This window comes from Streptomyces sp. NPDC005761 (assembly GCF_040630635.1).
Lineage (GTDB): Bacteria > Actinomycetota > Actinomycetes > Streptomycetales > Streptomycetaceae > Streptomyces.
The window spans coordinates 82,357-107,069 of record NZ_JBEXXX010000016.1 but is presented as its reverse complement, the minus strand read 5'-3'; the positions used below and the strand labels follow the sequence as shown (position 1 = coordinate 107,069).

The 24,713-nt window shown below is 71.4% G+C and carries 19 protein-coding genes; 4 read left to right on the top strand and 15 right to left on the bottom strand.

Annotated elements, in window-relative coordinates; translation table 11 throughout:
- Positions 1–289: 289 nt before the first annotated feature.
- From ABZ434_RS17470 to ABZ434_RS17455, 4 genes are read right to left on the bottom strand one after another with little or no spacing between them, the layout of a single operon-like run.
- Positions 290–1,135, bottom strand: coding sequence for an ATP-binding cassette domain-containing protein (locus tag ABZ434_RS17470; protein WP_359136844.1), 846 nt, complete (start codon positions 1,133–1,135; stop codon positions 290–292).
- Positions 1,132–2,958 (bottom strand): dipeptide/oligopeptide/nickel ABC transporter permease/ATP-binding protein, encoded by a 1,827-nt coding sequence (locus tag ABZ434_RS17465; protein WP_359136841.1) that lies wholly within the window; start codon positions 2,956–2,958, stop codon positions 1,132–1,134. Before ABZ434_RS17465 ends, ABZ434_RS17470 begins: the two co-directional genes overlap by 4 nt.
- On the bottom strand, positions 2,955–3,896 hold the full coding sequence (locus tag ABZ434_RS17460; RefSeq protein ID WP_359136838.1) for an ABC transporter permease: 942 nt from the start codon (positions 3,894–3,896) through the stop codon (positions 2,955–2,957). Before ABZ434_RS17460 ends, ABZ434_RS17465 begins: the two co-directional genes overlap by 4 nt.
- A gap of 28 nt (positions 3,897–3,924) precedes the next feature.
- Positions 3,925–5,460 (bottom strand): ABC transporter substrate-binding protein, encoded by a 1,536-nt coding sequence (locus ABZ434_RS17455; RefSeq protein WP_359136835.1) that lies wholly within the window; start codon positions 5,458–5,460, stop codon positions 3,925–3,927.
- Between the two features lie 291 nt (positions 5,461–5,751).
- On the opposite strand from ABZ434_RS17455, the gene ABZ434_RS17450 reads away from it, so the two are divergent.
- On the top strand, positions 5,752–6,390 hold the full coding sequence (locus ABZ434_RS17450) for a TetR/AcrR family transcriptional regulator (protein WP_359136832.1): 639 nt from the start codon (positions 5,752–5,754) through the stop codon (positions 6,388–6,390).
- Here the strand turns inward: ABZ434_RS17450 and ABZ434_RS17445 are convergent.
- The gene (locus ABZ434_RS17445; RefSeq protein ID WP_359136829.1) at positions 6,380–7,321 is read right to left on the bottom strand and encodes an SGNH/GDSL hydrolase family protein; all 942 of its coding nucleotides are present in this window, start codon (positions 7,319–7,321) and stop codon (positions 6,380–6,382) included. The genes ABZ434_RS17450 and ABZ434_RS17445 overlap by 11 nt on opposite strands.
- Before the next feature lie 369 nt (positions 7,322–7,690).
- Here ABZ434_RS17445 and ABZ434_RS17440 point away from each other — a divergent pair, with 369 nt between their 5' ends.
- Together ABZ434_RS17440 and ABZ434_RS17435 are read left to right on the top strand one after the other, a co-directional pair.
- Positions 7,691–10,009 carry a glycoside hydrolase family 3 C-terminal domain-containing protein gene (locus ABZ434_RS17440; protein WP_359136826.1) on the top strand — a complete coding sequence of 773 codons (2,319 nt, stop codon included), beginning with the start codon at positions 7,691–7,693 and terminating at the stop codon, positions 10,007–10,009.
- A 1-nt stretch (position 10,010) separates the two neighbouring features.
- A complete protein-coding gene (locus ABZ434_RS17435) occupies positions 10,011–11,225 on the top strand; it encodes a serine hydrolase domain-containing protein (RefSeq protein WP_359136823.1) in 1,215 nt (404 codons plus the stop codon).
- Positions 11,226–11,293: 68 nt separating this feature from the next.
- Here the strand turns inward: ABZ434_RS17435 and ABZ434_RS17430 are convergent, their stop codons facing one another.
- Both ABZ434_RS17430 and ABZ434_RS17425 read right to left on the bottom strand, forming a co-directional pair.
- Positions 11,294–11,881 (bottom strand): TetR/AcrR family transcriptional regulator, encoded by a 588-nt coding sequence (locus ABZ434_RS17430; protein ID WP_359136821.1) that lies wholly within the window; start codon positions 11,879–11,881, stop codon positions 11,294–11,296.
- A gap of 10 nt (positions 11,882–11,891) precedes the next feature.
- The gene (locus ABZ434_RS17425) at positions 11,892–13,187 is read right to left on the bottom strand and encodes a family 1 glycosylhydrolase (RefSeq protein ID WP_359136818.1); all 1,296 of its coding nucleotides are present in this window, start codon (positions 13,185–13,187) and stop codon (positions 11,892–11,894) included.
- A gap of 217 nt (positions 13,188–13,404) precedes the next feature.
- Here ABZ434_RS17425 and ABZ434_RS17420 point away from each other — a divergent pair, with 217 nt between their 5' ends.
- Positions 13,405–15,024, top strand: coding sequence for a family 20 glycosylhydrolase (locus ABZ434_RS17420; protein ID WP_359136815.1), 1,620 nt, complete (start codon positions 13,405–13,407; stop codon positions 15,022–15,024).
- 45 nt (positions 15,025–15,069) lie between these two features.
- Here the strand turns inward: ABZ434_RS17420 and ABZ434_RS17415 are convergent, their stop codons facing one another.
- The 8 genes from ABZ434_RS17415 to ABZ434_RS17380 all read right to left on the bottom strand — a co-directional run bounded on the left by ABZ434_RS17415 (position 15,070) and on the right by ABZ434_RS17380 (position 24,509).
- Complete coding sequence (locus ABZ434_RS17415; protein ID WP_359136980.1) at positions 15,070–16,533, bottom strand: MFS transporter; 1,464 nt, start codon at positions 16,531–16,533, stop codon at positions 15,070–15,072.
- Positions 16,534–16,583: 50 nt separating this feature from the next.
- Positions 16,584–17,219 carry a TetR/AcrR family transcriptional regulator gene (locus ABZ434_RS17410; protein ID WP_359136812.1) on the bottom strand — a complete coding sequence of 212 codons (636 nt, stop codon included), beginning with the start codon at positions 17,217–17,219 and terminating at the stop codon, positions 16,584–16,586.
- 200 nt (positions 17,220–17,419) lie between these two features.
- Positions 17,420–19,522: an iron ABC transporter permease gene (locus ABZ434_RS17405; RefSeq protein ID WP_359136977.1), complete on the bottom strand. Its 2,103-nt coding sequence runs from the start codon at positions 19,520–19,522 to the stop codon at positions 17,420–17,422.
- Positions 19,523–19,554: 32 nt separating this feature from the next.
- A complete protein-coding gene (locus ABZ434_RS17400) occupies positions 19,555–20,529 on the bottom strand; it encodes an iron-siderophore ABC transporter substrate-binding protein (RefSeq protein ID WP_359136805.1) in 975 nt (324 codons plus the stop codon).
- A gap of 8 nt (positions 20,530–20,537) precedes the next feature.
- Positions 20,538–21,302: an ABC transporter ATP-binding protein gene (locus tag ABZ434_RS17395; protein WP_359136974.1), complete on the bottom strand. Its 765-nt coding sequence runs from the start codon at positions 21,300–21,302 to the stop codon at positions 20,538–20,540.
- Positions 21,303–21,932: 630 nt separating this feature from the next.
- Positions 21,933–23,222, bottom strand: a complete 1,290-nt coding sequence (locus ABZ434_RS17390) for a TerD family protein (protein WP_359136802.1) — start codon at positions 23,220–23,222, stop codon at positions 21,933–21,935.
- Positions 23,223–23,578: 356 nt separating this feature from the next.
- Entirely contained in the window at positions 23,579–23,845 is a 267-nt protein-coding gene (locus tag ABZ434_RS17385; protein WP_359136799.1) for a CDGSH iron-sulfur domain-containing protein, read from the bottom strand.
- Positions 23,829–24,509, bottom strand: a complete 681-nt coding sequence (locus ABZ434_RS17380) for a HemK2/MTQ2 family protein methyltransferase (protein WP_359136796.1) — start codon at positions 24,507–24,509, stop codon at positions 23,829–23,831. The genes ABZ434_RS17385 and ABZ434_RS17380 overlap by 17 nt, the downstream gene beginning before the upstream one ends.
- Positions 24,510–24,713 lie beyond the last annotated feature (204 nt).

Genomic DNA, 24,713 nt, shown 5'->3' with positions numbered 1-24,713 from the left:
GATGAGTACGAGAAGGGGTCGGGCGAGGGGCTCCAGTGTCCCGCCCCCGCACCCGCCGAGTCCAAGCGTTTTTACCGGCCGGCGACCGGCCGCTGACTTCCCGGCCCGGTATCGCTCTCCGGTACGACTGGCGTCGTGCCGGCCCGGGGTCGAGATCCGCCGGGCACCGGCCGGTGGTTCGAAGGAGATCGAGCCCCGCCCGGTGCGCCGGGAACGGCTCGGGCCGGCCGGACACGCTGCGGGAGGACCACCGCCCCCTGACCGCGCCGGCCGGCAATGACGCGGAGCGTCACCCGCCTGCCCGCGCGGCGGCGCGCCGCCGGCGTTGCTCTGCCACGTCGGCCACCGGTGAGGAGAGCAGCAACGTGCGGGTGTAGCTGTGGCCCGGCTCGGACGTGACCGTCCTCGCGTCGCCCGTCTCGACGATCTCGCCCCGGTGGATCACCGCCACCCGGTGGCTCATGAAGCGGACCACGGACAGGTCGTGGGAGACGAACAGGTACGAGACGCCCGTGTCCTCCTGGATCTCCAGCAGGAGGTCGAGCACCGTGCGCTGGGTCGTGAGGTCCAGTGCGGACACGGGTTCGTCGCAGATGACGAGGCGGGGGCGCAGGGCCAGGGCACGAGCGATGGCGACGCGTTGGCGCTGGCCGCCGGAGAACTCCCGGGGCAGGCGGCCCGCGGCGTCGGCCGGGAGATGGACCCGGTCCAGCAGGTCACCGATCCTGCCGCGGGCCTCCCGGGCGGCGGTGCCCTGGCCCATGAGGGGCTCGGCGAGGGTGTCGCCGACGGTGCGGGCGGGGTTCAGGGAGGTGTAGGGGTCCTGGAAGATGGCCTGGAGGTCACGGCTGAGGGCGCGGCGGCGGCGCGCGTCGGCCCGCTCGATGCGTTCTCCGTCGAAGGTGATGGAGCCGGAGCGTACGGGGGCGAGCCCGAGGACGGCCCGGCCGATGGTGGACTTGCCCGAGCCCGACTCGCCGACGAGGCCGAGGGTTTCGCCGGGGCGGATGGTGAGGCCGACGCCTTTGAGGACCTCGGTCTCGGGGGCGCGCCAGCCCTTGCCGGGGAAGGAGACGCGCAGGTCCCGCACGGCGAGCAGGTCGTCCGAGGGACCGGCGTATTCCTGGGTGCTCATGCGGTGGCGGTCCTTGCGGCTCGGTGTTGCCAGGGGGCACGGGTGGGAGCGTCGTCGAGTACGGCGGCGAGCAGGCTGCGGGTGTACGGGTGCTCCGGCTGCCCGAGGACCTGCTCGGTGGTGCCGCATTCGACGATGCGGCCGGTGTTCATCACTGCCACCCGGTCGCAGACGTCGGCAACGACTCCGAGGTTGTGGGTGACCAGCAGCACCCCGAGTCCGCGTTCCTTCTGCAGGCGGCGCAGCAGGTCGAGCACTTCCGCCTGGACCCGTACGTCGAGTGCGGTGGTCGGTTCGTCGGCGATCAGGAGTTCCGGGTCGCAGGACATCGCACCCGCGATGAGGACGCGCTGGGCCATGCCGCCGGAGATCTCGTGCGGGTGGAGGCGCAGGGTGCGTTCCGGCTCGGGGATCTCCACGAGGCGCAGGAGCTCCAGGGCCCGGGCAGCTGCTTCCTTGCGGGACAGCCCCAGATGGTGGCGGATGGGTTCCATGAGCTGGCTGCCGATGGTGAACGCGGGGTCGAGGTTGCTCATCGGTTCCTGCGGGACGTACCCGATGGTCCGGCCGCGCAGGCCGCGGTGGTCGCGTTCACTCATACCGGCCGCCTCCCGGCCGTTGACCGTGATGCTGCCGCGCGTGACGCGGCCGCCGTCGGGCAGGATGCCGAGGATCGAGAAGGCGGTCTGCGTCTTGCCGGAGCCGGATTCGCCGACGAGTCCGACGATTTCACCGGGGTGCACGTCGAGGTCGACGCCGTGGACGACCCCGTTGTCCGTTCCGTCGGGCTGTGCGTAGGCGACGGCGAGGCCGCGTACGGAGAGCAGGTCCGCGCGGGGCGCCTTCGGCCGGCCGGATTCCTCCTCGCGTGCGGCCGTCGGGCCGGGGTGCCGGCGGTGCGCGGACCGCGGGCGGGGGGCCCGCTCCTCCAGGGCGTCGCGCACGGCGCCGGCCATGAGGACGAGGGCGCAGTTGGTGAGACCGAGCGCGAGGCCCGGCCACAGGATGAGCAGGGGTGCGCGCTGGATGTTCTGGAACGCCTCGTTGAGCATGGCGCCCCAGGTGGCCGCCGATCCGCTGCCGACGCCGAGGAATTCCAGGCCGGCCTGGAGTGCGATGGCGATGCCGGCGACGAGGGCCACCTGGATGATGATGGGGCCGCGTACGACGGTCAGCACGTGCCGGGCGACGATGCGTGCGTCGGTCAGTCCGGAGACCTTCGCGGCGTCCACGTACAGCTCGCCCCGCACGTTGGTGACGATTCCGCGCACCAGGCGGAAGAAGCTGGGGGCCACCAGGACGCCGAGCACGATCATCAGGACCCAGACCTTGGGGCCGAGGATCGCACGGGAGGCCAGCAGGACCACCATGGCGGGCAGTGCCATGACGAGGTTGACGGTCCAGTTGGCGACCGCGTCGAACCGGCCGCCGTGGTAGCCGGCGAAGAGTCCGGACGGCACGCCGAGCGCCAGCGCGATGGCGAGGGCGAGCAGGGCGCCGCCGAGGGTGTTGCGCCCTCCGTACAGCACACGGGACAGGATGTCGCGTCCTGCCGAGTCCATGCCGAGGGGGTGCCCGGCGCCCGGACCCGCGAACGCGTCGGCGAGCGAGGAGGCGTCGGGTGCCTGTGGTGCGATGAGGGGCGCGAGGACGACGGCCAGGACGAGGACGAGCAGGAGCGCCGCGGACACTCCGCCCAGCGGGTTGCGCAGCACCCTTCGGACGGTGCCGCCGGTTCCCCGGGCCCCGGACGGGGTCGCCCCGGGGCCGGGCGGCGCGGCGGCGGGGCCGGGGGCCGTCGTCACCTCGAGGTTCTCTCTCATGCGACCCTCGCCTTGGGGTTGAGCCAGCCGATCAGGACGTCGACCAGCAGGTTGATCAGGACGACACCGACCACGGTGAGCATGACGAGGGCCATGATCACGGGGATGTCGCCGCGGGTGGTGTAGGTGACGGTCATGCTGCCGATGCCGGGCAGGCCGAAGATCTGCTCGACGAGTACGGCACCGCCGAGCAGCCCAACGAACTGCATGCCGAGCACGGACAGTGCGGGCGCGGAGGCGTTGCGGAGCACGTGCTTGAACACGATCCTGGACGCCGGTAGTCCGCGGGCCCGCAGGGTGCGTACGTAGTCCTGCCTCAGGACGTCGATGACGGCGCCGCGGACCTGCTGGGAGACTCCCGCGACGGAGGCCACGGACAGGGACAGGACCGGCAGCGTGACGGTGGACAGCCAGCCGCTGGGCGAGTCGGTGAAGCCGGTGTAGCCGATGGCGGGGAACCAGCCGAGCCGGACCGCGAAGACCAGGACCAGGACCAGGGTGAGCAGGAAGCCCGGCAGGGCGTACCCCGCCACGCCGAGGATCTGGACGAACCGGTCGACCGCTCCGCGGCGCACGCCCGCCCATACGCCGAGGAGGAACGCCAGGACCGTGGTGACGGCCGTGACACCGAGCATCAGGCTCGCCGTGACCGGCAGCCGGTTGCCGACGGCCTGGCCCACGTCCTCACTCGTGAACCAGGAGCTGCCGAGATCCCCCCTGACGGCATGCGACAGCCAGCTCCCGTACTGCTGCAGAACCGAGCGGTCGAGGCCGAGCGAGGCGTTCTTGGCGTCGACGGCGTCCTGGGTGGCGCTCGTCCCGAGCAACTGCCGTCCCACGTCGAGGTGCGGGACGGACAGCAGCAGATAGGAGAGGAAGGAGATGACGATCAGGAGCACGGCGCCCGAGGCGATCCTGCGGGCGATGAAATTCAGCATGACACTCGGTATCCGTCGGAGCGGGGCGCTACTTGGCCGGCGCGTAGTTGTAGATCGAGGGAACGGCCATGCCGGACTGCGGGGCGATCTTCACGGTCCCGTCCGAGACGTGGAGGTAGCTCATCCGGTAGAAGGGCACGAACCAGCCGTCCTCGACGAGGTGCTGGTTCAGCTCCTGCGCGGCCGTCCTGGCCACTGTTCCGGTTCCCGTCCGGATCCGAGGCAGCAGCTTCTGGGTGGTCGCGTCCGCCGTGCCGAACATGTTGAACGCGCCGGGCGTGACGAGCTCGTTGGCCGCCGCCCAGTCGGAGGTGGGCTGGCCCATGTTCATCACCATGCCGGAGTAGGCCCGGTCCCTGAACACCTTCTGGACCGCCGACGCACCGTCCAGGTCGTCCCAGACGAGCTTCACACCGATGGCCTTGAAGTCGGACCGGAGCGACGTGGCGAGTGCGTCGTTGACGATCGCCTGGATGCGGGGCAGCTTCAGGGTGAATCCGCTGCCGTATCCGGCTTCCTTGAGCAGGGCCTTGCCCCTGGCCGGGTCGTGGGCGTAGTACGAGTCCAGCTTCTTGTCGTATGCCTGGGTACCCGGGCCGAAGATCTGGTCGGTGGCCGCACCGCGGCCCTGGCGGATACGGTCGAGCATCGTGTCGCGGTCGATGGCGTAGTTGAGCGCCTGTCGCACGCGGGGGTCGCGCAGCGCCGGTGTCAGCTTGCCTCCTCGGTCGAAGAGGAGCAGGCCCTGGAAGTCGATCTCCTGCTTCTGCGCCCTGACTTCGGGGTCGGCCTCGACGGCGACCTGCTGGTCCGCCGTCTGCAGAAGTGCCGCGTTGACCTGCCCGGTCTTGAGTCCGTTGGAGATGGCGGTCTCGTTGTCGAAGAAGCTGATGGTGATGTTGTTGTAGGGGAGTTTTTTGCCCCAGTAGTCCGCGTTGCGCTTGTAGGACCATTTGGTGCCGACCGTCGTCCTGGCCTTGTCCAGCCGGTAGGGACCCGTGCCGTCGGGGGTCGTCTTGAGGCTGTCGCCGTTGGCGAACTGCTTGGGGTTCGCCATGAGTCCCGGCGCGTCGCTGAGGTAGAACTCCAGGGCCGGGTCGGCCTGCTTGAGTTTCACCGTGACGTGGGAGGCGTCGACGACGTCGACCGCCTCCAGGTCGCCCAGCCACTTCGCGGAGGCTCCGCCGCCCTTCCGGAAACGCTCCATGTTCGCCTTGACCGTCGCACCCTCGAAGGCACTTCCGTCGGAGAACTTCACGTCCTTGCGCAGGGTCAGGGCCAGTTCGGTGCGATCGGCGTTGTACTTCCACTCCGTCGCGAGCATCGGGCTGAAGCTGCCGTCCGGCTCGCGCTTGATGAGGGTGTCGTACACCGTCTGGAAGAACGGCAGGGCGCTCCCTGTGGCCACGGCGGGATCGAGGCTCTGCGGGAGGGTCATTGTCGCGATGGTCAGCGTCGAGGACCCGGTGCCCTCGGCGCCGTTGCCGGCGCCTCCGCATCCCGCGAGGGCGAGTGTTGCCGCGACGCAGGCGGCCGCCGTCGCGATTCGGGCAGTTCTGGTCATGTCTTTCGCTCCGTCTGGAGAGCCGGGGAACGTGCCCCCGGGGAAGATTGCCGGTGAGCCTACACACGGAATTAACCAGTTGGTAGGTTTTGATCCACGAAATTAACCAGCCGGTAAGTTCTGCCGGCCGCCACCTCGGAGCGAGCCGCGGGAGGGCCCTTCACCGAAGGGATCCGCGCGCCGGGACCGTAGCGTGGCCCTCCGAGACACCCGGGCAGCACATGCGCGAGACTGCCGGGCGACCACCGACTGCCGCTGGAGACCGCCGAAGTGAACGATCAAGGGCCGGGCGTGCCGCATCGCCCGTCGAAGGGCGAACGCACGCGCGCCCGCATCCTCGGATCGGCGACCGAACTCTTCGCCCGCTCCGGATTCCACGCGGTGTCGCTGCGCGACATCGCCGCGCACGCAGGGCTCACCCACGCCGGTCTGCTGCATCACTTCCCCGGCAAGGAGGCACTGCTCCTGGAGGTGCTGAGCCTCCGGGACGAGGTCGATGCGCAACTGCTCTTCCCCGGCATCCTCCGGTCGGACGCCCCGGAGCCGGAACCCGCGGAGCGGCTGTACCGGCTCGTCGACGTCGTCGTCCGCAACACCGAGACACCGGGCCTCGTCGCCCTGTACGCGAAGCTGGCGGCGGAGGCGTCCGATCCGGAGCACCCCGCGCACCAGTACTTCGTGAAGCGCTACCGCATCCTGCGCCGGGAGATGACCGAGCTCCTGGAGGCGCTGTTCGAGGCGGCGGGGCCGGACGTCAAGGGCGATCCGGCGGCGGTGGCCCAGCAGTGGCTCGCCCTGATGGACGGCCTGCAGACCCAGTGGCTGCTGGAGCCGGACACCGTCGACATGGCGGAGCAGGTCCGCGCCTTCCTCCGGATGCACGGACTGCGTCCGGAGCGCGAGGGAGCCGGAACGGACGTCAGTCGCTGAGGGTGGCGAGGACCGCATCGGCCATGCTCCTGTGCCCGGTCGCGTTCGGATGGAATCCCGCACCTTCGGCCGAGTCCGCCGGTTCGATCCAGCGGGCGCCCGCTGCCTGGCAGGCGTCGTGCCCGACGGACGGCCCGTAGGTGTCGACGTAGTCGGCGTCGTAGACGTCGGCCTGCTGCGCCAGCATGGTGTTGAGGTACTTCTCCTTGTCCCGCACCCACCCGAAGTCCCCCACTGCCAGCGGGATGGTGGGGCGACAGGCCGTGCCGTCGTCCGGGAGGAGCGAGGGATACCCGACCAGCAGGACCCGCGCCTGCGGCGACCGGGCGTGGATCTCGTTCAGCACCGCGTCGACCTTCGGCGCGGTCGCATTGATCCGCGAACCGATCTCGTCCGTACCGAACAGGGTGAAGCTGTGCTTGCACGGCGATCCGTACGGCGACAGGTAGGCCACCAGTACACAGCGGGTGATGACCCCGGTCAGGTCGAGATCGTTGCCGCCGATTCCCAGGGTGACCAGCGTGGTGTCGGGGCGAAGGGCGTCGAGTTGCGGCGGCGCCGATTCCTGACGGCCGGCCATGTGGGTGGTGTCCGCTCCGGCGCACGTCACGTCGGTGAAGTCATCGGCACCGACCGCGCTCGCGACGAGTGACGGATAGTTCCGGTCGGACCGGCCGCAGACCGTGTTCGTCTGCTGCGGGACCCCGGGGCCGGAGCTGTACGAGTCACCGAGGGCCACGTAGTGCTCACTCCTGGGGGCCCGCTCACCGGCAGGGGCGGCCACGCCTGGTGCCGCTGCTCCGATCAGCAGGGCTGCGGCGGCCGCCGTGGCGAAGGCCAGACGCGGGGCACGGGGCCGGGCGCCCGGGACCGGAGCGGGCTGGACCGCCTTCTGGTGCGCCTGTGTGCATGACCGACCGGATACCGACATGACCGTTCCTCGTTTCGTGGCAGAGCGGAGCGGATGGAGTGGGGCGTATGGAGTGGGCGGCAGAGGAGAGCTCATCGGAGCGGGCCGCCCGAGCACGAAAACCGTACGGTGATCGGTTTCTGGGCGTCAAGAGCCCTGCCCAAAAGAAAATTCCGGGCCGGAACCTGGCCGCAGAGCCGCGCACGCGCACCCTTGACACCAAAAACCGATCACCATACGTTTTTGGGTCGCATGCCGTCTTGCCCCGATTCGCGGTACCGGATCGTCACCGCGGCACGGTCCGCGGACCCCGTGCCCGCCGCCGGCCCCTCCCGACGAAGGCCCGAACCGCACGCCCCCGCTCCTACGAAAGCCTGATAGGTACGCCGTATGCCTCAGAACCCGTCCCACCCCTCGCCCGCCACCGCTCTCCCCCTCGCCCAGAAGGTCTCCCTGACCAGCGGGGCCGGGGACTTCGTCACTCAGGCGTCCGTGGCCGCCGCTGCCCCCGCCGTCAAGATGTCCGACGGCCCGCACGGCCTGCGCCTCCCCAAGGAGAGCGGTGACGGCGGGCAGCTCGACCTGCACAGTGCGGCCCCCGCGACCTGCTTCCCACCCGCCGTCGCTCTCGGCAGCAGCTGGAACCCGCAGCTCGCTACGCAGGTTGCCGGCGCGATCGCGGCCGAAGCGACCGCGCACGGTGTCGGTGTCGTGCTCGGCCCCGGCATCAACATCAAGCGGTCACCCCTGTGCGGACGCAACTTCGAGTACTTCTCCGAGGACCCCCTCGTCTCGTCCGAACTCGGTGGCGCCATGGTGCGGGGGCTGCAGGACGCCGGAGTGGGCGCCGCGCTCAAGCACTACGCGGCCAACAACCAGGAGACGGACCGGATGCGGGTCAGCGCCGACATCGACGAGCGCCCGCTGCGGGAGATCTACCTCCGCGCCTTCGAACGCGTCGTCCGTCGCGACCGCCCCTGGTCCGTCATGGCCTCCTACAACGGGGTCAACGGCGTCCCCGTATCGGAGAACGCCCGCCTGCTGACCGGCATTCTGCGCGGTGAGTGGGACTTCGACGGGATCGTCATGTCCGACTGGGGGGCGGTACGCGACCGGGTCGCCGCCCTGCGCGCCGGACTCGACCTCCAGATGCCCGGCACCGGCGGCCGGACGAACCTGGAGGTGGCCGACGCCGTCGAGTCCGGCGCACTGGACGAGGCGGTTCTCGACCTCGCCGTCGAACGGCTCGTACGCTTCGCCCAGCGCGTGACGGCCCCGGTCCGCTCCCCCGGCGCCATCGATGTGGAAGGTCATCACCGCCTGGCCGGCAGCGCGGCCGACCAGTGCGTCGTACTCCTCAAGAACGACTCGGCGTTCCTGCCGCTGGACCCGGCCGCCGGCAGCGTGGCCGTCATCGGTGAACTGGCCCGCACCCCGCGCTTCCAGGGAGCCGGCAGCTCGCAGGTGACGCCGACCCGACTCGACGTCCCCCTGGACAGCCTGCGCGAACTGGCCACCGGCGCCGACGTACGGTTCGCCGCCGGCTACGCCCTCCCCGGCGCCGCGGCCGATGGCCCGGACTCCGACGCCCAACTGATGGACGAGGCGGTGCGGTTGGCTGCGAGCAGCGACAGCGTCGCCCTGTTCCTCGGGTTGTTGCCGCAGGACGAGTCCGAGGGCTTCGACCGCGACCACATCGACCTTCCCGCAGCCCATACCGGGCTCCTGGAACGAGTGCTCGCGGTCAACCCCCGCGTCGTGGTGGTGCTCTCCAACGGGGGTGTGGTGCGCACGGCACCGTGGCAGGAGCGGGTGCCCGCCCTCGTCGAGGGATGGCTGCTCGGCCAGGCGGGCGGAGGCGCGCTCGCCCGGGTGCTGTTCGGTGCGGTCAACCCGTCCGGCAAGCTCGCGGAGACCGTTCCGCTGCGGCTGGAGGACTCCCCCAGTCACCCCTCCTTCCCGGGCGAGGAGGGAAGGTCCCGGTACGGGGAGGGGATCTTCGTCGGCTACCGCGGCTACGATGCCCGGCGCACCGAGGTAGCCTTCCCGTTCGGTCACGGCCTTTCCTACACGACGTTCGGCTACGCCGGCCTGCGCGTGGACGAGGCCGACGGCGTGTTCCGTGTCGGGCTCACCGTCACCAACACCGGTCCCCGGGCCGGGCGCGAGATCGTCCAGATCTACAGCGGCGGTCCGGCGGACTCACGGGTTCTGCGTCCCGTACGCGAACTGCGAGGATTCGTCTCGCTGTTCCTGGAAGCCGGCGAGAGCCGCGAGGTGGTCGTGGAGGTGGCGCGGCACGACCTCGCGTACTTCAGTGAGCGGGAGGGCGGCTGGAAGGTCGAGGGCGGCCGCTACCGCATCGAGGCCGGCGCCTCTTCACGCGACATCCGTGCGGGCGTCGAGGTGGACGTCGAAGGTGATCCGTCCAAGGTCCGTCTGACCGGCCGCAACACCCTCGCGGAGTGGCTCGAACACCCGGTGGGCGGGCCGCTGCTGAGCGAATGGTTCACCCGGGCCCGTGCGGATGCGTCCCAGGAGGGGCAAGGCGCCCTGGCCGATCCGGTGATGCGGCGCTTCCTCGCGGGCGTACCGCTCGACGTCATCTGCGAGTTCCCGCAGAGCCCCGTCCCCCTTGCGAGCCTGGGTGACCTGGCCGACGCGGTCGAGGCCCGCACGGCCGGGGACCGGGGACGGCGAGGGGTCTGACATGCCCGGGATAACGGCGGTCGGCGGAGAGGTGGCGCCCGGCTGGGAGGCGGTGCGGGACGCCTTCACCCGGGGCCAGGCGGACGACCCGGGCGCGGCGCAACTGGCCGTCCACCACCAGGGCCGGCTGGTGGTGGACCTCGCGTCCTCCGGCACGGGGCCGGTCGGCCCGGCCCCGTACGGGACGGACTCGGCCTGCGTACTGATGTCGGCCACCAAGGGGCTCGTCGCCGTCTGCGCGCATCTCCTGAGCGAGCGCGGAGCGCTGGACCTGGATGCGCCCGTGGTCCGCTACTGGCCCGAGTTCGCCGCCGGGGGAAAGGGGGCGACGACGGTGTCCGATCTCCTCACCCACCGGGCCGGGCTGCCGTCCTTCGCCTCCGACGCGGCAGGGGTCGGGCTGCCCGGGCTGCTCGACCAGGACGGCCGGGTCACGGAACTGGCGGCGATGCGACCGCTGTGGGAGCCGGGCTCCGCGTTCCTCTACCACGCGCTCACCTTTGGCCATCTGGTCGGCGAGGTCGTCCGCCGGGTGGCCGGGGTGAGCGTCGGAGCCTACTTCGCCGCCGAGGTGGCGGGGCCGCTCGGCCTCGACCTCTGGATCGGGCTGCCGCCGGAGGCGGAGAGCCGGTTCGTCCCGCAGTTCTCCGTCAGTCCGGAGCCGACGCCTGAGCAGATCACCGGCCTTGTCGCGGGTCTCGGTCTCTCCCCCGCCGACCCGTTGGCCCTGGCGCTCCGTGCGACGGCGGCGGAACTGGCGGCCGCGAACGAAGCGCTGTCGACCCGGCAGGGCCGCGCGGCCGAGCTACCGGGCGCGGGCGGCATCGGTAACGCCCGCTCCCTGTCCAGGATGTACGCGGCGGTCGTCGGGCCGGTCGACGGCGTGCGGCTGCTGTCCCCGCAAACGGTCGACCGGGCCCGTACCTCGCGCAACGAGCACCTGGCACCCCCGCCCCCTCTCGACGAGGGCGACAGCTCGGGCCGCTCCCGCTTCGGGCTGGGCTTCGAGCTGCCACGGCCCGGCCTGCCCATGCTGGGAGAGGGCTCGTTCGGTCATGCGGGGGCAGGCGGACGGCTGGGCATGGCCTGCCCGGAGCGGGGTCTCGCCGTGGGGTACGTCTGTACGGCGATGTCCTGGGAGCCGGCGGCAGGCCCCGATCCGCGCTGGACGGACTGGACCGAGGCCGTCGTGACCGCGGCCTCGGCGCCGGGCTGACCCCCTCACGCGTGAGGGGCAGGGCCGGTGGCCTCCGGCCCTGCCCCTCCTCGTCGTGTGTCGCCGTGTCAGGCCTCGTCGGGCTCCTGGCGCGGATCAAGGATCCGCATGAGGTCCTCGATGGGCTGTTCCATGTCCGTCGACCGGTCGATCAGCCATTGCAGCTGGATCCCGTCGGCCACGGCGATCAAGAGCACGGCCAGCCGCTCCGGCGGGATGGACGTGCTGATCCGTCCTTCGTCCATGCGCGCCCGCACGAAGTCCGCCACGCGCTCCCTCAGCACCGGGTAGCGCTCGGCGAAGTGGGCGTGAGCGGGGTGCGCCGGGTCGCTGGCGGCCGCAGCCATGGACACGAAGAGTTCGACCAGACCCGGCGTGCTCGCGCCTTCCCGGATGATCTCGCGGTAGCTCTTCGGATCGTCGCGTTCGATCTGACGCACCCGCGCCGTCTCGTCGCGCATGCGCAGGACCTGGGTGAGCAGGTCCTCCTTCGAGTCGAAGTAGTGCATCAGCCCGGGCAGGCTGAGATTGCACTTGGCCGCCACCTTGCGCAGAGAGGTACCCCGGTACCCCTCCGCCGCGAAGATCTCCAGTGCCGCGTGCAGGATCTCGCTGCGCTTGGCCTCGCCCTTCTCGTACGGGCCCCGTTTCGCCATGCCGGTCACCCTAACGCCCGGACGGCACGGAGACCGAGCCGAGCGCCGCGGGGTCCGGCAGCCGGTGGGCCCGGGCCAGAGCGCCGAGCCAGCGTGCCGACTCCTTGGGCGCGCGGGCGAAGGTGGTGCGGTCGACCGCGATGAGCCCGAAGGTGGGCCGGTAGGTGCCCCACTCGTAGTTGTCCAGCGCGCTCCAGTGCAGGTAGCCACGGACGTCGACGCCGTCGTCCATCGCCTCCCCGAGGCTCGTGAGGGCGGCGGCCGTGTAAGCGATGCGCTGTTCGTCGTCCTCGGTCGCGATGCCGTTCTCGGTGACGATGACGGGTACGTGCGCGCCGACGACGTCCGCGGTGTGCCGGACGGCCTCGCCGAGCGCCTCGGGGTAGACCTCCCATCCGGTGAGCGTCGTCTCGGCCCCTTCGGGCGGGGGGAGGGCCCCGTCCACGTCCATGCGGTGACGCGTGTACGCCTGCACGCCGATCCAGTCGTCCTCCCGGGCGGCTTCGAGGAACACGTCCTCGCGCGCCCATGCGTAGGCGGCCGTCGCCGCTTCGGCGCCGGGCTCGGCCTGGTAGACCTGGTTCGCGACGGTCCAGCCGACCTGGAGGTGCGGGACCTCCTCCTTCAGGACTCCGGTCGCGGCCCGGTGGGCGCGGATCAGGGCCTGCGCCACCGCCGGGTCGGGCTCCAGCGCCGCCGGGTCGACAGCGGCCGCCCCGCCTTCGCGAGCCGTGTGCGAACCGGGCGCGACGCTCTCCCAGCCGTGTTCGGCGGCATGACTCTTCAACGCGTACATCAGCGCCATCATGTTGGGTTCGTTGATCGTGGCCACGTAGCGGACACCTTCGCGCAGAATCTCGGCCACTGCGCGGGCGTAGGCCGCGAACAGTTCGGGCGCCTGGGGCGCCGTCCAGCCCCCGAGTTCGCTGAACCAGTGCGGTGAAGTGAAGTGATGGAGCGTCACCACCGGGTGCAGGCCCCTCTCCAGCGCGCCGTGCACCATGGCCCGGTAGTGCTCCAGGGCTGCCCGGGAGATCATGCCCCGCCGTGGTTCGACCCGGGCCCACTCGATGCTGAACCGGTAGGCGTCGAAGCCTAGTTCGCGCAGCAGGTCCATGTCCTCGGGCCAACGGTGGAAGCTGTCCACCGCGTCTCCGCTGGGCTCGTCGACGAAGCTGCCGGGACGGTTCTCCAGGTCCCACCAGTCGCTGGATACGTTGTTCCCCTCGATCTGGTGGGCCGAGGTCGAGGCGCCCATGAGGAAGCCTTCCGGCAGAGCAGGACCGGTTGCGGCCGCGTACACCATCGGGGTTCTCCTTTCGCTCGGAGACGGGGCTCGCCCACTCCGCAAAAAGCGTTCATTGATCGGTTTTCGTGTTAGCGTACAGGTGGCGGCGGTACGGGAGAAGAGGCGGCTGAGCCGAACTCGCCCCGGGGCCGCACCGAACCCAGCGCGCCGGAGCGCCGAACCTGACGACAGCGCTCCGGCTCCCTGGTCCCACACGCGCACAGGGAGAAGCTCCATGAACGCCGTCATCCCCTACGCTTCCACCGAGCCGGCCCCTCGCGTCGATGACGGAGCCCTGCGCGCCACGGGCCCCTGGCGGATCACGGCCGCCGATCCCGCGCTGGAACAACACGTCGAAACCTTGAGGGCACTCCTCGCACCGCACCTGCCCGACCGCCTGCTGACCGCCGAGAGCTCAGACACCGCGGCCCACGCGCTGCTCCTCGCGCTCGACGACGCACCGCCGGCTCCGCCGCGCGCGACCCTGGGCATCGCTCCGGACGGCGGCGCGCACCCGGCCGACGAGGCGTACCGGCTCAGGGTCACCGCGGACGGCATCGAGTGCCTGGCCCGTACGGCCGAAGGGGTGTTCCGGGCGGCGACATCGGCGATCCAGCTGATCGCCACGGCCGGGGCGTGCCGCGAACTCCCCTTCCAGGAGGTGACGGACGCCCCGCGGTACGCCTGGCGCGGCCTCATGGTGGACCCGGCCCGCAGTTTCCTCACCCCGGCCGAGCTGCGTCGGATCATCGACCTCGTGGCGCTCTACAAACTCAATGTGCTGCACCTGCATCTGACGGACAACGAAGGCTGGCGCATGGAACTGCCCGGCTTTCCCGTGCTCACGGAGCCTTGCACGGACGGCCCGGTCCGCGAGTTCTACACCGTGGCCGAGTTCCGGTCGCTCCAGGAGTACGCTGCCCGGCGCTTCGTCACCGTCGTCCCCGAGATCGACCTGCCGGGCCACTGCGGCACACTCCGGGAGGCCGTACCGGGACTCGCCGAAGCACCAGCACCGGCCGGACTGCGGGAGCGCTTCCCCTTTGTCCCGCCGCTGGACCTGACCGACGAGGCAACCCGCGCCACGCTTACCCGGCTGCTCGCGGACGTCTGCGAACTGACGGCCGGCCCCTTCGTCCACATCGGCGCGGACGAGGCGTTCGGCGCGACACCGAAGAGCTTCGCCGCATCCGTACGCGAACTGCGGTCGATCGTCCGTGAGTTCGGCAAGAGTCCGGTCGCCTGGCAGGAGTCCTCACGGGCCGGCGTCGAGCCGCGGGACATCGTCCAGCACTGGGTGGACGTGCCCATGATGGATCTGCCGGACACCGAGGAGGAGCTCGCCGCCCGGCCCGAACTGGTGGCCGTCGGCCAGTCCCTGCCCTTCATCAAGGCGCTCAAGAAGTTCTTCGCTCCTGCGGACCACGATGTCGCGCGGGTCGTCGAAGGCGGCGGAAGGGTGCTGCTGTCACCCCAGTCCCATCTGTACCTGGACCGCCCGTACGCGGCCGGTTTCGCACCGCCCGAGCAGGCCGAAGCCGCCGGGCGTCTCGGCTTCGCCAGCTACCGGCCCCGGGGCATCGAGCACACCGCATCCTGGGACCCGGCCGCGCACGCGATCCCGGACGACTGCGTCGCGGGTGTGGAAGCGACCGTGTTCGCCGAGCAGTTCAAGGGATTCGACGACGTCATCGTGCTCCTGCTGCCCCGGCTGGCCTCGGTGGCGGAGGCCGCCTGGTGCGGGCGGGCCCCCGAGTGGCCGGAGTACCGCGGGCGACTGGCCCGCCACGCACGGGTATGGAACCAGCGGGGACTGCCGTACTTCGCCAGCACCGAGGTCCCCTGGGCGGAGTGACGCAGGCGCACGGCCCCGGTGGCGCGCCCTGCGCGCTTCCCGGGTTCACGCAGAACGGCGACCGCTCGCCGTACGCCTGCTCCATGGAATGCGCCGACCGGCGCCTCGCGCCGTCGGCCGGCCGGGACGCGCCACTTCTCGCGGCAGATCCCGCAGCCCGTCCCGTCGCCGCTCTCCGTGAACGGGGCGCGAGGGCAGCAGCGACGCCGGCAGCAGGCCGAGCGCGGCGAGAGCGGCCAGGACCAGCAGAGCCGTGGCCACGGTCGGGCCGGACGTGGGCAGATCGGCTTCCGGGAGCAGGCCGCCGGACGGCCGCAGCGGCATCATGCCCGCGGCCACGGCGATGCCGAGCGTCGGGCCGACGTTCATGGCGGTCTGCTTGAGTCCTCCGACGACTCCCGCGTATCCCGGTGGGGTGTCGCCGACGACGGTCCCGGTGGCGGTGACCATCACGACGGCGAACCCGGCACCGAGCGCGGCGAACGTCGCGCTCCATGCCGGCCAGGGGCCCGCCGGATCGAGCACGGACAGGCCCACGATGGCGAGGACGACGAGGACTTGCCCTGCGATCGCGGCGCGGCGGGCGCCGTACCTGCGGAGCGCCCCGTGGGCGACAGGTGCACCGAGGACCATCAGCACGGTCATCGGGAGGACGCGCAGGCCGCTGGTGAGCGGGTCGAGCCCGAGGCTGTTCTGCAGGACGAAGGTCGCCACGAAGAGCGCGCCGAACATCCCGCCCGAGGTGGCCAGCAGAATCGCCATCGAGGCGACCACCGGCACCGACCGCGCCACAGCAGGTGGCACGAAGGGGTGCGGGCTACGACGTTCGCGTACGACGGCCCCCGCCGCGAGGCACACCACGAGCCCCAGCCCGAGCAACGTCTGCCGTGCGCCCCAGCCGCGCTCCGGAACGCCGGCCAGCGCGTGGACCAGCGCCGCGAGCGCCGCCGCGAACAGCGCCGCGGTGACCAGGTCGGCCTTGCGGCTCTCGGTGCGTGGCGGCGTCGGCACGCGCACCGCGAGGGTGAGCGCGGCGATGACGAGCGCGGCGGGGACGTTGATCAGGAACACGGCGCGCCAGCCCAGGTGCGTGACGAGGAAGCCCCCGAGCAGCGGGCCGGTCCCCGCCGCCACCCCGATGGCGCCGGTTCGCAGGGCGATCGCCGCACCGAGCCGGTCGGGCGGGTAGGCGAGCCGCAACAGCGCCAGGGTGGCCGGCTGCAAGAGGGCGCCGAACACGCCCTGGGCGATCCGCAGGGCGATCACCCAGCCGGCCCCGGGCGCTGAGACGATGCCCGCCGACGCCGCCCCGAAGCCGAGCACCCCGACGCACAGGAGGCGCTTGTGCCCGTACCTGTCCCCCAGGCGCCCTGCGATCACGAGGAACGAGGCCACGGCAAGCAGATAGCCGGTGCTGGTCCACTGAACCTGGGTCACGGTCGCTCGGAGGTCACGTTGCAGGTCGGGCTGGGCCACGAGCAGCACGGTGCCGTCCAGCGCGACGATCATCGCTCCGGCCACGGCGGCCAGCAGTGCGATGCGCGGTCGTTCGGTCGCCGTCACCGGGCCACCGGGCCGAGGTGGGCGTCGAGCACCGCATCGAGGAGCAGGTCGAACGGGTCGCCCCCGTCAGGCGCGCCCTGGGAGGTGGCGTCCAGCACCAGTTGCAGGCTGCCCCACGTCCGCAGCTGGGCTGCGCCGTGCAGGTTGGTCCACAGGGCCGCGGCGGCGACGGCCGGCGGCACGGCGGGCCCGGCGGCCGTTCGCTCCTCCGTATGACGCGTCACCAGCTCGACGATGTGTGCGAACAACGGGAGGGTCGACTCGCGCAGGGGAGGCAGGTCCGACGGCTGCGCCTCACTGTTCAGCAGGTCGTGGCGGAACATCAGCTCGAACATGCCACCGTGCTCCCACGCATAGCCGAGGTAGGTCCGCGCGAGCGCCCTCAGCCGGTCCCGCGGCGAAGCGTCTTCGTCCGTCGCCGCCGCGAACCGGGAGCCGAGGTCCGCGAAGCCCCGACGGGCGATCGCGGAGAGCAGGGCATGGTGAGTGGGGAAGTACCGGCGTGGGGCTCCGTGGGAGACCCCCGCACGGCGAGCGATCTCCCTCAGCCCGAGCAAAGCCGTTCCGTCGGTCATGACGATGTCCACGCCGACGTCGATCAGGCGCTCCCGCAGAGAGCTTTCCAGTTCCATGGACAGTGTCTACCAGGATTGGGTAGACACTGTCTACGAGCCCGTCGGTGACCGGCGGGAGCGGCGGCGGTGACGGTGAAGGCACACCCTCCCGGGCAAGTCACCTCAGGACCGGCCCGATCCGAGCGCCGGCCCCCGCAAAACCGGCAACCGACCGGCAGGCCCCTAGGGCTGTCCCGCGATTCCTGGCGGGACAGCCCTCAGCTCTGCGCCCTGGACCGCCAGAGCAGCCACGCGAAGTACGGAGCCCCCACCACCGCCGTGCCGACCCCCACCGGAATCTGTGCGGGGGCGATGACCGTTCGGCCGATCGTGTCTGCGACGACGACCAGCAGGGACCCCAGCAGGGCGGCCACGGGCAGGACCCGCCCGTGACGCTGGCCGACGAGGGCGCGTGCTGCGTGCGGTGCCACGAGCCCGACGAAGCCGATGACGCCGACCGCCGCCACCGCGGTCGCGGTGAGCACCACCGCGAGTGCGAGCAGGCCCAGCCGGTTCGTTCCGAGCCGGATCCCCAGCAGACGGGGCGTATCGGCGTCCAGTCCGATGAGGTCGAGTTCGCGGCGCCTGACTGCGAGCACCGGCATGGCCACCACCAGCGCGGCAAGCACCGGGACGGTCTCCGGGAACGTGCGTCCGTAGGTCGATCCCGCCAGCCACGCGAGCGCCTTCGTCCCGTTGAAGGGATCGGTCAGCACGATGAGGAGGCTGACGAATGCCGAGGCCCCCGCGGACACACCGATACCGATCAGCACCAGCCTGTTCTGTTCCAGTCCGCGCCGGGCGGCGAGCCCGAAGACCAACGCCGCGGCACCTGCGGCTCCGGCGAGCGCCGAACCGCTGACGGCCCAGTAGCCGGCGAGCGGGACGGCTGTCAGGGTGATGACCGCACCTGCTCCCGCGCCCCCGACGACCCCGAGGATGCCGGGCTCGGCCAGCGGGTTGCGGGAGACCGCCTGCACCACGGTGCCCGCGACGGCCAGCGCGGCCCCGGCCAGCAGTGCGGCGGCGATCCGCGGCATCCGGCTGTCGAGAACGTAGGTGACGAAGCGTCCGGACCGCCCGGTGGCCCACTTGGCCACGTCGCCGAGGAGCAGAGGGGCGTCCCCGAGGAGCGCCGATACGACGACGAGGGCGACGAGGCCGGTGCTCAGAACCGCGACGGTGACGACGAAGGCCCGTCGGCTGCGGAGGCGTACGAACGCGGCTGCGGGACCGCCGGCACCCACGTCGTGGGACCGGTATGCCAGGACGACGAGTACGGCCGCGCCGAAGAAGCTGGTCACGATGCCGGTCGGAACGGCCGCTCCCGCCTGGCCGCCGAACAGGGCGCGCAGCAGTACGTCGGCACCGACCACGACGAGGACCCCGGCCACGGACGACGCGGGGACGAACACGCGATGGCGCAGGAGCGCGGGCACCCGGGAGCCGACGAGTCGCACGATGGCCGGCGCACACAGGCCGACGAAGCCGATGGGGCCGGCGACGGTGACGGAGACGGCCGCCAGGACGACGGCAAGGACGACGACGACCGCCCGGGTGACACGCGGGTTGACGCCGATGACGGCGGCGCCGTCGTCGCCGAGGGCGAGGATGTCCAGTCGTCTGCCGAGCACGATCAGACCGGCGAGGGCCACCAGGGCGACCGGTGCGAGCGGGTTGATCGTCTGCATGCCGATCTGTGCCAGGGAGCCGTTTCCCCAGGCGTAGAGGCCTGTCGTCTGCTGGGCGCGCAGGAGCAGCAGCATCTGGCTCAGGCCGCTGAGCCCGAGGGTGAGTGCGGAGCCTGCGAGCACGAGCCGGGTCGGGCCCGCTCCCGCGCGGGCGAGGCCCAGCACGACGGCGGCGGCGAGCAGTCCGCCGATCAGCGCCGTGCTGCCCGCCATCAGAGGAGGCAGCGTGATGCCGAACGCGGCGACGGCGACGACCGCGAGGTAGGCGCCGGCGTCCACGGCCAATGTGTCGGGCGACGCGAGCACATTGCGGGACACCGACTGCAGGGCGGCTCCGGCGGCGCCGAGTGTGCAGCCGACGAGCAGTCCTGCGGCGAGGCGCGGCAGCCTGGACGCGACCAGGACCGCGTCGGCCTGTGCCTGCCCGTCATCGCCCCCCGGCAGATGTGCGGCGAAGGCCCGCCAGATGGTGTGCGGTCCCACGGCCGCCGTGCCCTGGCTGATGTGCACGGCCATGAGGACGAGCAGAGTGAGGAGCGCGCCGAGAGCGACGAGGGACAGGCTGCCGCGGCGGGCCGGGCGGCCGGGCCGGGCGGAGCGTTTGGACTCCGCCGGGCCGGCCGCCGACATGGGTGCGGCCTTCGCCGTACGGGTGCTCACGTTCACTTGGTCAGTGCGTCCACGACCGCGTCGACGTACTGCCTTATCGAGGCGGTGCCGCCGAACATCCAGACACCGTCCGGGAGTCGGTGGACATCACCCTTCTTCACGAAGGGGAGCGACTTCCACACGGCGTTGTCCTTCAGCCCGTCGGCGAAGGGGTCGCCGCCGTCGGAGTCGTTGGCGATGTAGACGAACGTGGAGTCGCCGATCTTCGTGAGGCCCTCGACGTCGGTGGCCGCCAGCCCGTAGGCCTTGTCCCCCTTCATCGTCCAGGGGCTCACCAGGCCGAGTTCGGTGTTGACGTCGGTGAGCAGCGAACCCTTGACGAACGGGCGTACCGAGACCTGGCTGCCCTCCTTCCACCCGTCGGCGAAGGCGACCTTCTCTCCTTCGAGACCGGCGGCGGCGAGCTCCTTCCTGCCGTCGGCGAGCTTCTGGCGGAAGGTGGCTATCTCAGCCTTCGCCTTGTCCTGGGTTCCGGTGGCCTCGGCGATGAGGTTGACGTTGTCGGTCATCCGGTCGATCTGACGGCCGGCGTCCGCCGCCTTCACGACGATGAGCGGGGCCACCTTGGAGAGCTGCTTGATGGCGGAGCCGCTCAGGTCGTCCGTGGCGACGATCAGGTCCGGCTTCAGCCCTGCGACCGTGTCGACGCTGGGCTCGCCGCGGGTGCCGATGTCCGTGACGCCGTCGGGCAGCGGCGCCGCGGTGTCGTAGGCCGTGTACCCCTTCACGTCGGCGACGCCGACGGGGGCCACGCCCAGCGTGATGAGCGATTCGACGACGTTCCATTCGGTGCCGACGACGCGCTTGGCCGGTCCGTCGAGCGTCACCTTCTGACCACGCGAGTCGGTGACCGTCAGCGTGGAGTCGGCGACGGATTCCTTCTCGGGTCCCTCGGATGTGCCGCAGCCTGCGAGGGTGACCGCTGCGGCGGCCGCGATCGCGGGCAGCGCCCAGTGCTTGTTCGTCATGGGGGAATTCAGGCCCTTTCGAGGCGAAGGTGATGTCTCCCCACCGCACGGGTGCGGGGGGTTCCTGTGGCGAGGTCGGTCTCGACCTCGATACGGATGCCGTAGGTGTCGGTGAGCAGTTGGGGGTCGTACACCGCGGCCGGGGTGCCCGAGGCGGCGACGCGGCCCGCGGAGAGCAGGACGATGCGGTCCGCCACGGCGGCCGCCTGGTCCAGGTCGTGCAGGACGACCCCGATGGTCACGCCATGGGTGTCGGCGAGGTCCCGGACGAGGTCCAGGACCTCCACCTGATAGCGCAGGTCGAGATAGGTCGTCGGCTCGTCGAGCAGGAGGACTTCGGTGTCCTGCGCCAGGCAGCAGGCGAACCAGACACGTTGCAACTGACCGCCGGACAGGCTTTCGACGCCGCGGTCGGCGAGGTCGGTGACGTTCGTGACGGCCAGGGCGTGTTCGATGAGCCGTGCCCCGTCCGGGTCGGTTCCGCGCAGCCGCCCTCGGTAGGGGTGACGCCCGAAGGCGACGACCTCCCGGACGCTGAGGCCGGCCGGGGTCGCGCGGCTCTGCGCGAGCAGCGTGATGCGTCGGGCGAACTCGGTGCGTGAGAGCGCGAGGGCGTCGATCGCGTCGTCGCTGCCGGTCCGCAGGGTCACGCTTCCGGTGCGGGCCCGGTGGAGGCGGGCGACGGCGCGCAGCAGGGTCGACTTGCCACTGCCGTTGGGGCCGATCAGTGCGGTGACCTTTCCGCGGGGCAGGTGCAGGTCCGCCTCGTGCACGACGTCGGTGCCGTCGTAGGCGACCGTGAGGTCCGCGGCGGCGAGCCCGGGCTGAACGCCGGGGGCCGTCGCGGCACGGCGAGCCGGCGGGGAGTCTTCTCGGTCGAGCGGAGTCACGATCACGGGGCGAGGTTAGCCTAACCTAACCACCGATGGAAACCGGCCACCTCGCACGCCCGGATGGCCGGTTCACCGTAGGTTCGCGGACGCCCGTGGCACTTCGTCCGGCGGAGCCCACGCCGAGCGGGGCACGGTGCGCGCCGCGTACGCCGATCCGGGTTACGTCCAGGGCGAGTTGGATGCCGCCGTGGCGGAGCACCCTGACCCGGGCGAGCGCATGCGAAAGGACGGCACCGCGGTTGGCGAGCCGCTTGTACGGAGGATCGATCAACGCACCCGTTCACCGCGCACGCCCGCCTGTCGGGAGTGCACCGGCGAACGGGCCGACCGATGACGGTGCCTGCCGCGCGAGTGCACCGGCGAACGGGCCGGCCGATGACGGTGCCTGCCGCGCGAGTGCACCGGCGAACGGGCCGGCCGATGACGGTGCCTGCCGCGAGTGCGTCGGCAGACGGGCCGACCGATGACGGTACCTGCCGCGCGACCGACGCAGGACGGGACGCAGCCCCGTCAGTCCTTACTGGCCCCCTGCCACGTCAGGCCCCAGCCGTACTCGAGGTCCGCGGCCTGCTGCTTGAAGATGCCGGGCGGCGTCAGGAGGTACTTCGCCTCCCGGCGGACGATCAGTTCCCCGCCGATGTTCTCGATCAGTGCGATCGGGGCCACTTGAGAGGGAACGGTGCACTCGTCCAGGAGCACCTCGATCGGCGGGCCGACGGGCGGATACAGCGTGGCAACGCCGTGCAGTCCCGCGAAGCTCGATGCCCCGGCATAGATGACCACGAACACCAGAAGGCGCTTGATCTCGGCGGTGTGATCAAGGTTGATCGTCAGGTTCTCGCCGGTCTCGCTCGTGCCCGTCCGGTCGTCCTGGTCCAATTGGACGTAGGGAGCCTGGTCGAACGAGCCGAACTGGTTGTTGATGGGGTGGACGATCCCCGTCGCCCCGTTCTGCAACTCCCAGAGGCAGGAGAGGTCCAGATCGACGTCCTCCAGCCGGACGGCCTCCTCCCCCTTCCTCATCCAGCCGCGCGGCGGCCGACGGGCACTCCACGAGAGGTTGACCCGCATAGCTCCCGAGGTCGCACCCTGCTTGGCCAGCGACACCGAAGGCGCCGTCTTGGTCAATGTGATCTTCGTGAGACGCACCGGCTGAGCGGGGACGGGCGGCCGGACCGGAGGAAGCGGTGCGGGCGGGGCGGGCGGGGCGGGCTGCGGCAGGGATACGCGCGCGGGCGCGGCGGGCTGCGGTGGGGACACCGGCGTGGGTGCGGCGGGCTCGTCGACACTGATCCCGAAATCGGTGGCGAGACCCGCCAGTCCGGATGCGTACCCCTGGCCCACCGCCCGGAACTTCCAGGCGCCGTTGCGCCGGTACAGTTCCCCGAGCACGAACGCGGTCTCCGTCGTGGCGTCCGTGGCGTCGAACCGCGCGGCCTCGGCGCCGGTCACCGCGTCGAGCACGCGCACGAACAGTCCGGCGACCTGCCCGAACGTGCCGTCCGTGGACGCCGCGACGACGACGGTCCCGATCTCCTGCTCCACCGCCGAAAGCGCCACGTCGATCGTCTCGACCGCACCGCCACCGTCCTGGCGTCTGCCTTCATGGCGCACCGCCCCGCTGGGGTGAACGGGCTGGTTGTAGAACACGAAGTCGTTGTCCGAGCGCACCTTGCCGACGGCGGTCAGCAGAAGAGCCGACACGTCCACGTCAGGCGCTCCGGGGCCTTCGCGCCAGCCGAGCTCCACCCGCACGCGGGCACTGTCCACCGGCGTATTGGCGCCTTTGCGCAACGACATGTGGGTCCCCCTCAGTGACCTTTCCGACTTCCGCAGCGTACGAAACTTCTGTCCGCCGTCCAGTAGGAAGTCGTGAATTACTCCTGTTCCGGGGGAAGTTGTGATCTCAGGAGGATGGGCCGACGCCGGGCTCAGGGGCGAACAGCCGGGCGGGGCGCGTCCCCGCGATGCGCTGGGCGCGCTGCACCAGCAGCGGCCACCGGTGGAAACGGTCGACGGAGACATCGACCTGCGGTTCAACCCATCAGCACCGTCGTTCCCGGTACGGCGCCCCCTCCACCGGCCGGCCGACGCCGTGGCCAGGCGCAGCCATCGCCGGCCGAGGCGCGGCTCGGCGTGAGCGCGCGGGACTGCGGTCAGTCCTGGTCGCCGGGCGTCCCGGCCCCGTGGGACCCGTCGTCGCCCTCGCGGTGACCGGCCTCGGGAGGCCGTGAGTGGCGGCGGTGGCTGGTGTCGCACCACGGGTAGATGCGACTGCGGCGGCAGGTGCACACGGCGACGACGAACCGGTCGGAGGTGGCCACCGTCCCGTCCTCCCGGACGATCTCCACCGGCCCCTCGATCAGCATCGGGCCGTTGCGGTCGACGCTCACGCGCCTGGCACGGTCAGCTTCGTTCGGCACGGATCACCACCAGCTCCTCCGTGTCCTCGTCTGCGCCGATCAGGCCCCGGGCCCGCAGCCACGGCAGCCGCTTGGTGATCACGGGCCCGAAGGGTACGCGGGTCCGCTCCGTCACCGAGCAACGCAGACCGGTATCGCCCAGCCGCCTCAGCGACTCCTCGACGCCGCAGAGACCGGAGTGCACCATGAGCAGTACGCCCTGGGGGCGGAGCACGTCCTGGGCATGAGCGCAAATCCGGTCGACGGCCTCCCGCCCGCTCTGCCCCGCATCCCACGCGACCTCGGGCCGGTGGCTGCGGCGGGCATGCGGGGCGGGAACGTAGGGCGGATTGCTCACCACCACGTCGAAGCGCTGCGCGGAGACCGGCCCGGTGAGGTCACCGCGCAGCACCCGGATCCGCTGCCCGGCGCGGGCGGCGTTCATCCGGGCAGTGAGCACCGCGCGTCGCGAGATGTCGGTAGCCGACACCCGTGCTCCCATCCTCGCGGCCAGCAGGGCGAGAGCGCCGCTTCCCGTGCACACGTCGAGGACGTCCGTCTCCGCCGTGATCCCCTCGGCGTGGAGCACCCGGGCCAGGAGGTAGGTGTCGGCCTGGGGCGCGTAGACACCCGGCAGGGTCCACAGGTTCCCGAGGTCGATGGGTGGTGCGGCAGCAGTCGTCATCCGAAGCCTCCACGTGGGTACGAACGTGAACAGGTCGCTGTCCGTGGCGTCAGGCGCTCGCCCACCTCTCCCAGCCTCGGTGTGCCCGCGATCCGCCGCCACTCGAGCGGCGGTCCCCGGCTCCTGCCCTGTGGTCCGCCCGTCCACTCCTGCTGGCATTCGGGGGATCAGCCGCCTGACGGACACCGCACCGGGTATACGGCA

Bases quoted from the DNA above. Each gene is read 5' to 3' on its own strand.
- ABZ434_RS17470 (WP_359136844.1), bottom strand. From the start codon at position 1,135: ATGAGCACCCAGGAATACGCCGGTCCCTCGGACGACCTGCTCGCCGTG.
- ABZ434_RS17465 (WP_359136841.1), bottom strand. From the start codon at position 2,958: ATGAGAGAGAACCTCGAGGTGACGACGGCCCCCGGCCCCGCCGCCGCG.
- ABZ434_RS17460 (WP_359136838.1), bottom strand. From the start codon at position 3,896: ATGCTGAATTTCATCGCCCGCAGGATCGCCTCGGGCGCCGTGCTCCTG.
- ABZ434_RS17455 (WP_359136835.1), bottom strand. From the start codon at position 5,460: ATGACCAGAACTGCCCGAATCGCGACGGCGGCCGCCTGCGTCGCGGCA.
- ABZ434_RS17445 (WP_359136829.1), bottom strand. From the start codon at position 7,321: ATGTCGGTATCCGGTCGGTCATGCACACAGGCGCACCAGAAGGCGGTC.
- ABZ434_RS17440 (WP_359136826.1), top strand. From the start codon at position 7,691: ATGCCTCAGAACCCGTCCCACCCCTCGCCCGCCACCGCTCTCCCCCTC.
- ABZ434_RS17435 (WP_359136823.1), top strand. From the start codon at position 10,011: ATGCCCGGGATAACGGCGGTCGGCGGAGAGGTGGCGCCCGGCTGGGAG.
- ABZ434_RS17430 (WP_359136821.1), bottom strand. From the start codon at position 11,881: ATGGCGAAACGGGGCCCGTACGAGAAGGGCGAGGCCAAGCGCAGCGAG.
- ABZ434_RS17425 (WP_359136818.1), bottom strand. From the start codon at position 13,187: ATGGTGTACGCGGCCGCAACCGGTCCTGCTCTGCCGGAAGGCTTCCTC.
- ABZ434_RS17420 (WP_359136815.1), top strand. From the start codon at position 13,405: ATGAACGCCGTCATCCCCTACGCTTCCACCGAGCCGGCCCCTCGCGTC.
- ABZ434_RS17415 (WP_359136980.1), bottom strand. From the start codon at position 16,533: ATGATCGTCGCGCTGGACGGCACCGTGCTGCTCGTGGCCCAGCCCGAC.
- ABZ434_RS17410 (WP_359136812.1), bottom strand. From the start codon at position 17,219: ATGGAACTGGAAAGCTCTCTGCGGGAGCGCCTGATCGACGTCGGCGTG.
- ABZ434_RS17405 (WP_359136977.1), bottom strand. From the start codon at position 19,522: ATGTCGGCGGCCGGCCCGGCGGAGTCCAAACGCTCCGCCCGGCCCGGC.
- ABZ434_RS17400 (WP_359136805.1), bottom strand. From the start codon at position 20,529: ATGACGAACAAGCACTGGGCGCTGCCCGCGATCGCGGCCGCCGCAGCG.
- ABZ434_RS17390 (WP_359136802.1), bottom strand. From the start codon at position 23,222: ATGTCGTTGCGCAAAGGCGCCAATACGCCGGTGGACAGTGCCCGCGTG.
- ABZ434_RS17380 (WP_359136796.1), bottom strand. From the start codon at position 24,509: ATGACGACTGCTGCCGCACCACCCATCGACCTCGGGAACCTGTGGACC.